The sequence below is a fragment of the Bacillus sp. AFS015802 genome (genome assembly GCF_002561455.1).
In the GTDB taxonomy this organism is placed as follows: Bacteria; Bacillota; Bacilli; order Bacillales; family Bacillaceae_B; genus Rossellomorea.
In genome coordinates this window covers 493,933-506,212 of record NZ_NTUP01000066.1, presented here as the reverse complement: position 1 = coordinate 506,212, position 12,280 = coordinate 493,933, and the positions used below count along the sequence as shown (strand labels likewise).

Here is a 12,280-nt window from a genome sequence, read left to right as displayed (position 1 = left end):
TTCTCAATTACATCCTATCCCTTTTTTGTTCACTTGACAACCAAATTTTCTGTTGACATTGGGAAAAAAGGATTATAGTATTGATATTGTTCGATAATGAGAATCATTATCAATATTTTTATAAATGGAGGTCATTATATGGTTCGCCTCTGTACAGACGAATTAAACATAGGTTACGGGGACCGCCTGATTGTGAAAAATCTCAGCGTCGACATCCCGGATAAAAAGATCACCACCATCATCGGATCCAATGGTTGTGGAAAGTCCACCTTGTTGAAAGCGATTACCCGTATCATCCCCCACCACTCCGGCAATGTCCTGTTGGATGGTGAAAACATTTCAAAAGGAAATACAAAAGAATTGGCAAAAAAGATGGCGATCCTCCCTCAAACACCTGAAAGTGCAAGCGGATTGACGGTTGGGGAATTGGTGTCATACGGACGTTTCCCCCACCAAAAGGGAATGGGACGGCTGACGAAAAAAGATTATGATGTGATCAATTGGGCCCTTGAAGTGACTGGGACTATTGAATTCAAGTACAGAGAAGTCGATGCCTTATCAGGCGGTCAGCGACAACGTGTGTGGATCGCCATGGCTCTTGCCCAGGAAACGGACATCATTTTCCTCGATGAACCTACTACATATTTAGACATGGCCCACCAGCTCGAAGTACTTGAACTGTTACAAAAGCTCAACCTGGAACAGGAACGCACCATCGTAATGGTCCTGCATGATTTGAACCAGGCAGCCCGGTTTGCCGATTATATCGTAGCGTTAAAAGAAGGTGAGATCGTCAAATCCGGAAGTTGCGAGGAAGTCATCACCCGCGACGTATTGAAAAAGGTATTCCACATTGATGCCGAAATTGGAAGAGATCCCCGAACAAATAAGCCAATGTGTATCACATACAATTTACTCAAAGGAGAAGATCAACATGAAAAAATGGCTCATTCCGTTTACTCTGCTGTTGGTGTTACTGGTTAGTGCCTGCAGCAATGGGTCAACGAAAGAAGAAGGATCAGAATCAAAGAAAAAGGAAAGTAAATCCGATACCATCACCTATCAATCTGAAAATGGTCCTGTAGAAGTACCTGCCGACCCACAGCGTGTCGTCGTTCTATCCTCATTTGCCGGAAACGTGATGGCACTTGATGTGAACCTGGTCGGCGTCGACTCCTGGTCCAAATTGAATCCACGATGGGATAAAGAGCTCGAAGGCGTGGAAGAAGTAACAGATGAAAGCCTTGAAAAGATCATCGAACTGGATCCGGATCTGATCATCGGTTTATCCAATATCAAGAATGTGGATAAATTAAAAGAAATCGCTCCTACGGTTACATACACATATGGAAAAGTAGATTATTTAACGCAGCACATTGAAATTGGGAAACTATTAAACAAGGAAGAAGAAGCTCAGAAATGGGTCGATGATTTCAAGAAGCGTGCTCAAGCTGCCGGAGATGATATCAAAGCAAAAATCGGTGAAGACGCGACTGTTTCTGTCATTGAAAGTTTCAATAAGCAATTATACGTATACGGCAACAACTGGGGACGCGGTACAGAGATCCTTTATCAGGAAATGGATTTGAACATGCCTGAAAAGGTAAAAGAACAGGCGCTGGAACCGGGATATTTTGCCCTTTCCACTGAAGTGATGCCTGAGTTTGCCGGAGACTACCTGATTTTAAGTAAAGACCCTAAAGCAGATAACTCCTTTATGGAAACCGAAACATATAAAAACATTCCTGCAGTGAAGAACAACCAGGTATTTGAAGTGAATATGATGGAATTTTACTTCAATGACCCTCTTACACTGGATTATCAGTTGGACTTCTTCAAAGACAAATTTCTAGGTAATTAATGCTTTAAGGGGGATTCTTATGATAAGAATCCCCCTTTACCATATTTTAAAAAGAAAAGATGATGGATGATGCTAACTCAAAATCAACGAATTCCATTTATATTTAAATTGATCGGTGCAGCATTTCTTTTTGCAGCTGCCTTCTTGGTGTCTATTACATTCGGAGCGGCAGAGACCACAGTGAGGGATGTCTTTCATGCCCTTACTTTTTCGGCTGAAGGCGATAAAATAAACATCCTTCAAGAGATCCGCTTCCCGAGGGAAGTTGCCGCCATTGTGGTCGGGGCGGCCCTAGCCGTATCAGGCGCCATCATGCAGGGCATGACACGGAATCCCCTGGCCGATCCCGGTTTACTCGGCTTGACAGCCGGAGCGAATGCATCATTGGCAGTTGCCCTCGCGTTCATCCCCTCCATCAGCTATTACGGGATCATGATTGCTTGCTTTATAGGTTCTGCCGCAGGGGCCATTATGGTATTCGGGATCAGCTCCATGAAAAGAGGTGGTTTCTCCCCCTTTAGGATCGTACTGGCGGGAGCTGCAGTATCTGCCTTTTTATTTGCCATTGCAGAAGGGATCGGCTTGTTTTTCAAGCTATCGAAAGATGTCTCCATGTGGACAGCAGGTGGAATGATCGGTACAACCTGGGCTCAGCTGCAAGTGATCGTTCCGTTCATTATGATCGGTATAGTGGTATCCTTACTTTTATCCAGACAGTTGACGATCTTGAGCTTGAATGAGGAAGTGGCGGTAGGATTGGGGCAACGTACGGCGTTTGTCAAAAGTATCCTATTCATCGTGATCATCCTGCTCGCAGGTGCCGCCGTTGCACTTGTCGGGAATATGGTGTTCATAGGGTTGATGATTCCCCATATGGTCCGGGCGGTTGTCGGGACAGATTACCGTTTCATCATTCCCATCTCGTCCCTGTTTGGGGCTTCATTCATGCTTCTCGCTGACACACTTGGACGCACGATCAATGCCCCCTATGAAACACCTCTGGCAGCGATCGTCGCGATGATGGGACTGCCTTTCTTCCTGTTCATCGTACATAAAGGAGGGAAAGGCTTCTCATGATACATCCTGATTTGATTAAAAAACAAAGATGGTTACTTATAGCGTTCTTCATACTTATTGTCACAACAGCCTTTATCAGCATCGGCCTGGGCTATTCTTCGGTATCGTATAATAGGCTCCTCCCCACTTTATTCGGTGATGGGTCATTCAAAGAAGAATTCATCCTTTTCTCCATACGTTTACCGAGGATCATCATCACGATTCTCGCAGGGATGGCCCTTGCCTTATCCGGTTCCATTCTGCAGGGGATGACCCGTAATGACCTGGCTGACCCCGGAATCATCGGAATCAATTCAGGTGCAGGTGTTGCCATTGCCATCTTCTTTTTATTTTTCCCCATCGATGCAGGGTCATTTGCTTATCTGCTTCCGGTGGTGGCTTTCTGTGGGGCGCTCCTTACAGCCTGCTTGATTTACTTATTTTCATATAGTAAGAGAAACGGGATACAGCCTGTACGGCTCGTCTTAGTGGGGATTGGATTCTCCATGGCCTTGTCAGGGCTCATGATCATTCTGATTTCAAGCGCTGAACGGGCAAAGGTTGATTTCATTGCCAAATGGCTGGCGGGGAATATCTGGGGTGCCGACTGGCCGTTTATATGGGCGATTCTCCCTTGGCTGGTGATCCTTATTCCATTTGCACTTTATAAGTCCCAGATGCTTAATCTGCTGGGATTAAGCGAACCTGTTTCGGTGGGGGTTGGCGTCTCGATCAACCGTGAGCGATTCCTGATGCTGATCGTAGCAGTCGCCCTGGCAGCCTCTGCCGTTTCGGTTACAGGCGGGATTGCCTTTATCGGTCTGATGGCCCCTCATATGGCAAAAGCGATGGTCGGGCCGCGCAATCAACTGTTCATTCCCATCGCCATACTGCTCGGAGGCTGGCTCCTGCTCCTCGCCGATACCATCGGCCGGAACATCCTCCAACCCGACGGAATCCCCGCCGGCATCATGATCGCCCTCATCGGCGCTCCCTACTTCATGTACCTGTTACTAAGGAGGGACGGACCTCACTTTTCAAGTTAAAATGTGATTATGACGGGCTTTGTGCTTAAAAAAGGTAGGTCCGTCCCTCCACAAAAAGGCAGATCCCCCACTTTCATGTGGGGATCTGCCTTTTTCTTTATAGGATATGGGTGGCAATCAATCGATCGAGTTTTAGGATGTCCACTTTTTGTTGAGGCTTAGTTTCATCTTTCCGAATTCCTTATCTCAATGTCGGACTGACTGCACCTTCGCTATATTCCTCCTCCACCTCGACCTCCACAGGCTTCTTACTCCAAAACGTTGCAAGGATCGGTCCTGAAATATTATGCCATACAGCCGCAATGACACTCGGCAGGGCAGCAAGGGGACCAAAATGGGCAGTGGCAAGGGCCACACCGAGTCCGGAATTCTGCATCCCCACTTCTATGGAGATAGCCCGTCTTGTTCCCTCATCCAGCTTCATAAGGACGCCCGTACCGTAACCGAGACCAAGTCCAAATAAATTATGAAGGATCACAGCCGTGAAAATGATGGCCCCGGAAGTTGCGATATTTTCAACATTAGCTGAAACAACGGCTGAAACGATGATGATGATGGCCAGTACTGAAATAAGCGGAATGACATTCAAGCTTTTTTCCACAGTATTAGGGAATAGCTTACGAATGACTAAACCAACTGTGATCGGAAGGATGATCACCTGAATGATTGATAGAAACATGGCGACCGGATCCACCGGCAGCCACTGACCCGCCAGCCCCAGAAGGATCAAGGGCGTTGCGATAGGTGCCAGAAGCGTCGACAGTGAAGTCATGGCGACGGATAAAGCCAGATTCCCTTTAGCCAGATAGACCATGACGTTGGATGCCGTCCCCCCGGGAACAGACCCTAATAATACCAAACCGGCAGCCAGTTCAGCCGGCAGACCAAGTATGTATGCAATTAAAAATGCACCCAGTGGCATAACGATGAATTGTGCCAGCACCCCTGTGATGACTGGAAGAGGTTTTTTTAGTACCAGTTGAAAATCAACGGGCTTCAACGTGAGTCCCATCCCAAACATCACGACACCCAATAGAATCGTAATATACGCTCCTAAAGATAGAAATGGAGCCGGAACAAAATAAGCGACAGCCGCTACCAGGATGACCCATATCGCAAAGTACTTCCCTGCCAGATTACTGATGGATTCAAGTAGTTTCATTTTTGTTCCTCCTTCTTTTTATGTACGAGTTTATGAGGGTTGAAGATTTCATTCGGATCAAGTGCAAGTTTGATTTTCTCCATGACCTTTAGGGCTCCACCATGCTCACGCTCTTGATATTTCATCTTTCCGACCCCTACACCATGTTCTCCCGTGCAGGTCCCGTTTCGTTCAAGGGCGTATTCCACAATCAGTTCGTTATATATTCCGGCCCTTTTCACCTCGTCGGGATCATTCAAGTCAATCATGAGTGAGGTATGATAATTCCCATCCCCCACATGTCCAAGAATCCCTCCGATGAGTTCTAATTCTTCAAGCTTTTTCCGTGCATGCTGAACCGCTCCCGATAATTCTGAAATGGGTACGCAAACATCCGTCACCATGAGCTTCCTTCCCGGATGCCCATGAACATAAGCATAGGCAAGATTATGCCTCGCTTCCCACAGTTTATTCCGTGCTGCCGTGTCCTCTTCAAAGACAATGTCTTCACATTGATGGTCTGAAACGATTTCTTTTGCAAATTCAATATCTTGATTCAGACCTGCTTCATTGCCATGAAACTCAAGGAACAACGTCGGCTTTTCTTTATAATCCGTTTCACTGAACCTGTTCACTTGTACCATGGAGGGTTCATCCACCAGTTCACACCTTGCAATCGGAATTCCCGCCTGCAAGATGGAAACGACCGCTTCCACCGCATCATCGATATGTTGGAATGACGCCCGGGCTGCCACGATATGTTCAGGAATACCATATACGCAAAGGGTTAATTCCGTGATGCATCCAAGGGTCCCTTCAGATCCTACGAACAGGCTATTCAAGTGATACCCGGAGGAGGATTTCTGAGCCATATTCCCGGTGTGGATCACTTCCCCATCAGGGAGCACCACCTCCAAGTCACGCACTTGATCACGCATGACACCATATTTAACGGAAGTCGTCCCGCTCGCATTGGTCGCTGCCATGCCGCCGAGTGTCGCATCCGCTCCCGGGTCCACCGAGAAAAAGAGGCCGTATTTCTTTAATTCTTTATTCAGCTGAGTGCGTGTCACACCGGGTTGAACCTTTACGAGGAAATCTTTCTCCCTCACTTCAAGGATTTTATTCATTTGGGAAAAATCGATCGTGATCCCTTTATCATACGGGATCACATGTCCCTCAAGACTGGTGCCAAGTCCGAACGGAATGATGGGTATACGGTGATCCGATGCCACTTTCACAACCTCAGTGACCTCCTCACTGCTCTCAGGAAACACCACCACATCAGGCGAATGTGGTGAATGATAGGACTCATCCCTGCTGTGTAGATCCAATACCGTTTCATTGACGGTCACCTGATGACTGCCCACAACATTCCTTAACTCGTCCACCAAACGACTAACCTTCACACTCATAAGCCCTCTCCCCTTCAAAAATGTATAATGTATCGAATTATACCCAATAATCAGAATATTTCAATAGTAAAATTGAATTCATTTTGGCGCTTCATTTGAGGGACGGACCTCCAAAAAGGCCTCTTTTACAACCGAATCGTTGAAATACCAGGCTTTTGTTAAGGTCCGTCCCTGATCAAAAAAAGGTATCGGAAATTGTCCGATACCTTGGTTGTTTTCATTTTTTTAGTTGTTTTAATTTTTGGTTCATTAGGTGAAACATGGTTCGCAGTTGTTCTTTTGATACGTTTTCGTATTGATCTCCGATGCTTGCTTCAAATGCACATTCATTTTCGCTTACTTCTTTCACGTAGCCGGTTAAGCCGATCCCCGTTTCTTCATACACTTCAATCAGAGTGGCTTCGATCTGCTTATGAGGGTAGTGGAAGAAGACGTGAAACATATTCGAAACAGGCGTTTCTGGCAGGGTCCTAATCCCTTCACAACCATTCAAATAAGCAGCCAGTTCCTTCGCTCCTTCATAATACTGATCCATCTTATCGACACGTTGATCGAAATAGTGGTCGGCACTGAGAATGTATGGATAAAGACTGATCAGATCACCACCATGGCGCCTTTTCCACACCTTGGATTCGTCAGTGAATGCCTCGTCGCCTGCAAGGATCGCGCCTGCAATACCTCCGAATCCCTTATAAAACGAAATATAGACACTATCAAACAACTCACATATTTCTGCAGCACTCTTCCCATAATAAGGGAGCACTTCATAGAGTCGCGCTCCGTCCAGATGGACACTGATTCCCTTTTCGCGGCAATATTGAGAAATGGCTACAAGTGTTTCATATTCAGGCAGCTGCCCTCCTATTTCCCGTTGCGGCAGCTCCAATAATAAGCAGGCAATCTCCTCTTTCAGACCGGTTACATCATCGAGATCGATCACCCGGTCCTTGTCCGCTAGTAAAACGGGTTCAATACGGTGTAATTTTTTCAGTCCATCCTCTTCATGGATTTCAAGATGACATAATGGATGATACGCCACTTTCGGAACCTCTTTTTGATCACACCAAATACGGAGTGCAATCTGCTGGGCCATCGTTCCACTCGGAAAAAACACAGCTCGTTCTTTACCAAGGTCATCCGCCATCTTCTGTTGAAAATCTTCTATTATTTTACCAGATCCGTAGATATCACTTTCAATATCGCCATCCAGCTTGTCTAATGCCGTTTTCAAGACATCAAGATTCCTTTTTCCATGCCCCTGTATAGGGTGTGGAGCCCTTTTATACGCTTCAAATAACCTGTTCTCTCCCATCAACATGCTCCTTTTCTATGATTTCATTGCCTCGGCAATGAACCCCTTGATCCGTTTCGTATATTCTTCTTCCTCCACGGTAAAGCCTTCCGTGTGACCCGCCCCTGGGACGATCCATAATTCTTTGGAGCCACCCGCTGCCTCATACAGGCGATGGGCCATCTCCGTAGGCACAAGTTCATCCTTGTCGCCATGAATGATGAATAGAGGCAGTCGATTTTTCTTCACCTGCTCCAACGCGGATGCTTCTTTAAATGTGTAGCCTGCTCTCACCTTTGTGACGATACCAGTGACTTCCATGATCGGAAATGCGGGTAGACGATAAAGGTATTTCAACTGATGGGCAAGCTCTTCATCCACTGATGTATATCCACTGTCCGCAATGATCCCCTTCACCTCTCCGGGGAGGTCTTCGCCACTCGTCATCAACACGGTTGCCGCTCCCATGGAGAAGCCGTGCAGGAAGATGGTGTCCTGCCCTTTCTTGTTGACAAGGAAATCGATCCAATTTTTCACATCGAGCCGGTCGTCCCAACCGTAGCCGATATAATCGCCTTGACTCTTTCCATGTCCCCTCGCATCCGGCTTAAGGATGTTATATCCTTCTACATAATAGAATCTGGTGATTTCAGGCATTTGCTCGCTGTTCCCTTTATATCCATGAGCCAGGATCACTGTCTTCCCATTGGGTGACTCGTTTTCGAGGTACTGGCCTCTCAGGGTCAATCCATCCTCCGATTTTACCTCTACCGTTTGAAAATCCCGTTTACTTGTCCAGTTTTGTAATTCTTCCAATCTTTCCTGCTCTTCCTCTAATGCACTGACCGCTTCAACCGCTTCCTCTGTACCACCGTAAAGCTCCACCGCCTCATTGCTGCGGTTAATGGCTACATCATAAAAATAGTTTCCGGCAACGATCAAACCAATGAGGCCCAACACCAGCAAACTGCTTACGATCCACACAATTTTCTTTATCATGGGGCATGGTCTCCTTCGTACAGATAGTTACTTCTATTTTACTCGAAGATGGTACAAGTTTCATAGAATTAGGCATGCCCATATGTGTCCGATCATCTGGATTCTTCCACACTGAAAAGCACCCAGTGATCCTGAGTGCTTGAATGGACGGCTAGACCGTGACGTTACTGATTTCCCTCCACCTTTTCACCTGGGCTTTTTTGATGAAATCACTTCGTTCCCCATAGATCCTGATCACATCGCGGATTTCCTCCGGGAGATATTTCTCATTCCTGCAATGGCGGAGGGATTCATAGCCGGATCCTCTCTGGAGATAATCTGAAGATGCCACCGAATACCATTTCTCCTCTTCCAGAGGCTCGCCACCGATGAGAATGGAGGACACGTGCTGACCATCATGGACGACCTCTGCTCCGGATACATGAAGTCTACCGACGAATTTCCCGCGGAATCCCGGACCTCTTCCATCAGCCAGGCAAACCTGAACATCCAGGGACTCCCCGATCGCCTTTCGGATATGCTTGCCCTGGATTTCGAATGAGGTAGGATTCAATGGGGAAGGACAGATTTCGATGAGTTTCTTCTGACTGATATCCTGAAAAGCCCCGGCATTCACGATTCCACTATTCATCAGGCCGAGATCGCATTTCAGCATGTCCTGCAGTCCATCAGCAATTAAATTCGTCATCGGATTCTCTTCGATCACATCATGCCAAAGTGGCCGGTCGAGTGAGTATAGCGGCCTGCTTAACACCTCAATCGCGATCTTTTTATTTTTCTTCAAAATATCCGTTGCCTCCTGATCGACTGGAGACTCTTTAGTCGCAATCGTTTCCCCGCGAATCAGACGGACTCCTTGGTCGGATACATCCACTTCCACCACACCGATGTACTCCCCATAGCAGCCTGCACTGTTCATGACGATCCCATCCACAACCTTAGCCTGAGTATAGAGCTGATGATCATGGGCAGAGAGAATGATATCCACGCCCTCCAGTTCATGTGCAAGTTCCTCATCGGCAGCGGTCCCCACATGATTGAGAAGGATAGAGACGTCATATGTTCCACGATGGCGTTCAAGTTCCTCCCTGATGGCTTTTTTATAATCCGTAATATGTACACCAAGTCCGTCATTGAAACCCTGTAAGTCAGGGGACGCACCCGTGATGAAGATCCGCAAACCGTTTTTCTCCAGTATGACGCTTGATCTCACTCCCCTGATGACCGCTTTGTCTTTTCTGTAAAGATTATTGCTGATAAAAGGAATGGGACTATTCCCCGCCATATATTCGAGGGTATCGAATCCGTTGAACATTTCATTGTTACCGATGGTCAATGCATCGTATCCGATAGATTGAAGCAATTCAATCGCCGCCATCCCCCTTGTTCCCTGGAGCTCGATACTTCTGAAATCGGCAAAATCTCCCCCGTCCAGGATGATCGTGTTCTCATCTTTATGCTCTTTGATCAGGGTAGCCGCTTTTCCGAATGCTTCAAAATGGCTGTGTATATCATTGGTATGTACAATTTTCAGTTTCATCTTAACCTCCATTTTTTCAGAAAACTCTCTCTATTAATAGTAAAGGAAATTAAGATTGTGTAAAGGCTTTTTATGGAAAAAAAAGAGAGCTTACCTACCATTGGATGGGAGTTAAGCTCTGCATCAAGATTCATTTCCGTCCTCTACCAGTTCTGTATAGACGACTAATCGTTCTACGTAATTATGAATATCATGATCGAAATATCCTGTACAAGTAATCAGATTCAGCATCCTTTTCTCAGTCGGCCCAAAAATCTTTCGAAGTGGTGCATCATCTTTTTCATAGGCAACCTTTTCCTTGACCACAAATGTCAGGGTCTTACCCTTATCATCTTGCAGATGGATCTCGTCACCAGGCTCAAGCGTCTTCAGTTCAAAAAAGACAGCCGGCTTTTTCTCGTCATCCACGTGCCCTGCAAGTACGGCATTGCCCTTTTCCCCAGGTTGGAATCCCGGTTCAAACCACGCTACATCCTTCCCGTTCTCCGGAAGTTCCATATTCCCTTCCTTATCCAGTCCGAACTCTTTGACAGGTGCCTCGAGTCCAAGCTTTGGGATCGAAAGGACGGATGGAGTAATTTTGTTCTCTTCCTCTAATGTACCGCCAGCAGGCGTTGTCGCTTGAACTGGCTGTTCAACGGCAGAAGATTGAACATCACTTTTCGGAACGGTTTGAGGCTCTTCGGCAGCACATGCCGCCAGAAGAGCCATTAGAGGAATAGAGATCAGTAGTCTTTTCATTATTTTTGCAGTTGTCTGCGTGTGACAAATAGTAAGGCCGCTCCACCTAATACGACGGTTGCAAGGACAATTGGAAGAGTAGTGGATTGTTCAGTCGCTGCTCCGCCCATTCCCGTTTCAGGCATGCTGCCAGGCATCATAGTATAATCCTTCAATACCAGTACTTCTAATTGATCGGCAGTGTTAATGGCAAATACGCTGTATACAGTATTTTCTTCAAGCATCGTACCAGATAGATCCAACACTTGATCTCCTTCAGGTGTTCTGATTTCTAAATCATATGTTCCTGGATCCAATTCCTTGTAATCCGTGATTGCTTTGAATTCAGCCCCACTGAATAATGCATCTCCGCCTATAGGACCAACATCAACAGTCGGTGCATCAGGAGATAGATGTCCAACACGTACCTTGGTCATCCCTTCCGTCACGTCCATGGAGTCTTGTGCTACGACCAATTCCAGGTTTTCCAATGTGTTAGCAGCCGCTACAGTGTAAGCCATCCCAGCTTCGACTGTAAGATCTTGGGAAATGACCGGATCTTCGCTTCCCATTGTTCCTGCAGCATAAATTTCGACTTTGTGGTCACCTGCAGGAAGATTCATATAATCCGTCGCCGCTTTAAACTCTGCACCTTCCACCACAGCTTTTCCGTCTACATATACATCGACAGCCGGAGCATCAGGAGAAGCATGGACGATACGGACCATTGCATCATTCTCAGCGGCAAATGCACCCCCGGCCAGTGATAACATAAGCATAGCTGTTACAAAAATCGAGAAAATTCTTTTCATTTCTTCCACTCCTTTTGTGTTTTGTACAAGTTTTGTATTTTACTTGTACACTTAATGTATAATCAATACAAAAAGTTTTCAACTATGAACGATTGAAAATAGCACATTCAACTTTCAGATTGCCTCCGCGGGGGATTGTCAGCCCTGTGTGTCCCCATCGTACCAATGAACGCGCATCGGGAAGACACCCATTGACACATTCCATTCGCTGCATATAAAATGTGACATAATCATTTTGAATAAATAAAAAGATTCGCATTCTCGTATAATATTGGAAATATGGTCCAAAAGTTTCTACCAAACTACCGTAAATGGTTTGACTACGAGGGGATGGGCGGCGGGAGTCCCCGCTCTGTTCTCTCTACGTCAAACCCCGGGTGGCATCCCGGGGTTTTTCTA

General features: G+C 46.3%; 11 protein-coding genes and 1 riboswitch. Of the genes, 4 read left to right on the top strand and 7 right to left on the bottom strand.

What is annotated here, in order from left to right:
* The first annotated feature begins 138 nt into the window (after nucleotides 1-138).
* The 4 genes from CN378_RS19870 (at nucleotide 139) to CN378_RS19855 (ending at nucleotide 3,963) form a co-directional block, all read left to right on the top strand.
* Nucleotides 139-984: an ABC transporter ATP-binding protein gene (locus tag CN378_RS19870; protein WP_098354210.1), complete on the top strand. Its 846-nt coding sequence runs from the start codon at nucleotides 139-141 to the stop codon at nucleotides 982-984.
* Nucleotides 935-1,861 (top strand): iron-hydroxamate ABC transporter substrate-binding protein, encoded by a 927-nt coding sequence (locus CN378_RS19865; protein WP_098354209.1) that lies wholly within the window; start codon nucleotides 935-937, stop codon nucleotides 1,859-1,861. The genes CN378_RS19870 and CN378_RS19865 overlap by 50 nt, the downstream gene beginning before the upstream one ends.
* 69 nt (nucleotides 1,862-1,930) lie before the next feature.
* Nucleotides 1,931-2,938, top strand: a complete 1,008-nt coding sequence (locus tag CN378_RS19860; protein WP_098354208.1) for a FecCD family ABC transporter permease — start codon at nucleotides 1,931-1,933, stop codon at nucleotides 2,936-2,938.
* The gene (locus CN378_RS19855) at nucleotides 2,935-3,963 is read left to right on the top strand and encodes a FecCD family ABC transporter permease (protein WP_098354207.1); all 1,029 of its coding nucleotides are present in this window, start codon (nucleotides 2,935-2,937) and stop codon (nucleotides 3,961-3,963) included. Before CN378_RS19860 ends, CN378_RS19855 begins: the two co-directional genes overlap by 4 nt.
* A 181-nt stretch (nucleotides 3,964-4,144) precedes the next feature.
* Here CN378_RS19855 and CN378_RS19850 read toward each other — a convergent pair whose 3' ends face one another.
* The 7 genes from CN378_RS19850 to CN378_RS19820 form a co-directional block, all read right to left on the bottom strand.
* The gene (locus tag CN378_RS19850; protein WP_098354206.1) at nucleotides 4,145-5,125 is read right to left on the bottom strand and encodes a bile acid:sodium symporter family protein; all 981 of its coding nucleotides are present in this window, start codon (nucleotides 5,123-5,125) and stop codon (nucleotides 4,145-4,147) included.
* Nucleotides 5,122-6,519 (bottom strand): FAD-binding oxidoreductase, encoded by a 1,398-nt coding sequence (locus tag CN378_RS19845; protein ID WP_098354205.1) that lies wholly within the window; start codon nucleotides 6,517-6,519, stop codon nucleotides 5,122-5,124. The genes CN378_RS19850 and CN378_RS19845 overlap by 4 nt, the downstream gene beginning before the upstream one ends.
* A gap of 217 nt (nucleotides 6,520-6,736) precedes the next feature.
* Nucleotides 6,737-7,831 carry a threonine aldolase family protein gene (locus CN378_RS19840; protein WP_098354204.1) on the bottom strand — a complete coding sequence of 365 codons (1,095 nt, stop codon included), beginning with the start codon at nucleotides 7,829-7,831 and terminating at the stop codon, nucleotides 6,737-6,739.
* Between the two features lie 15 nt (nucleotides 7,832-7,846).
* Complete coding sequence (locus CN378_RS19835; RefSeq protein WP_098354203.1) at nucleotides 7,847-8,809, bottom strand: alpha/beta hydrolase; 963 nt, start codon at nucleotides 8,807-8,809, stop codon at nucleotides 7,847-7,849.
* Between the two features lie 151 nt (nucleotides 8,810-8,960).
* Nucleotides 8,961-10,349, bottom strand: a complete 1,389-nt coding sequence (locus CN378_RS19830; protein WP_098354202.1) for a bifunctional metallophosphatase/5'-nucleotidase — start codon at nucleotides 10,347-10,349, stop codon at nucleotides 8,961-8,963.
* A gap of 123 nt (nucleotides 10,350-10,472) precedes the next feature.
* On the bottom strand, nucleotides 10,473-11,090 hold the full coding sequence (locus CN378_RS19825; protein ID WP_098354201.1) for a class F sortase: 618 nt from the start codon (nucleotides 11,088-11,090) through the stop codon (nucleotides 10,473-10,475).
* Complete coding sequence (locus tag CN378_RS19820; protein ID WP_098354200.1) at nucleotides 11,090-11,881, bottom strand: DUF4397 domain-containing protein; 792 nt, start codon at nucleotides 11,879-11,881, stop codon at nucleotides 11,090-11,092. The genes CN378_RS19825 and CN378_RS19820 overlap by 1 nt, the downstream gene beginning before the upstream one ends.
* A 241-nt stretch (nucleotides 11,882-12,122) precedes the next feature.
* Nucleotides 12,123-12,224: riboswitch (purine riboswitch) on the top strand.
* Nucleotides 12,225-12,280 lie beyond the last annotated feature (56 nt).

Coding starts and splice junctions, on each gene's coding strand:
- CN378_RS19855 (WP_098354207.1), top strand. CDS start 2,935: ATGATACATCCTGATTTGATTAAAAAACAAAGATGGTTACTTATAGCG.
- CN378_RS19820 (WP_098354200.1), bottom strand. CDS start 11,881: ATGAAAAGAATTTTCTCGATTTTTGTAACAGCTATGCTTATGTTATCA.
- CN378_RS19825 (WP_098354201.1), bottom strand. CDS start 11,090: ATGAAAAGACTACTGATCTCTATTCCTCTAATGGCTCTTCTGGCGGCA.
- CN378_RS19835 (WP_098354203.1), bottom strand. CDS start 8,809: ATGATAAAGAAAATTGTGTGGATCGTAAGCAGTTTGCTGGTGTTGGGC.
- CN378_RS19860 (WP_098354208.1), top strand. CDS start 1,931: ATGCTAACTCAAAATCAACGAATTCCATTTATATTTAAATTGATCGGT.
- CN378_RS19840 (WP_098354204.1), bottom strand. CDS start 7,831: ATGGGAGAGAACAGGTTATTTGAAGCGTATAAAAGGGCTCCACACCCT.
- CN378_RS19830 (WP_098354202.1), bottom strand. CDS start 10,349: ATGAAACTGAAAATTGTACATACCAATGATATACACAGCCATTTTGAA.
- CN378_RS19845 (WP_098354205.1), bottom strand. CDS start 6,519: ATGAGTGTGAAGGTTAGTCGTTTGGTGGACGAGTTAAGGAATGTTGTG.
- CN378_RS19870 (WP_098354210.1), top strand. CDS start 139: ATGGTTCGCCTCTGTACAGACGAATTAAACATAGGTTACGGGGACCGC.
- CN378_RS19850 (WP_098354206.1), bottom strand. CDS start 5,125: ATGAAACTACTTGAATCCATCAGTAATCTGGCAGGGAAGTACTTTGCG.
- CN378_RS19865 (WP_098354209.1), top strand. CDS start 935: ATGAAAAAATGGCTCATTCCGTTTACTCTGCTGTTGGTGTTACTGGTT.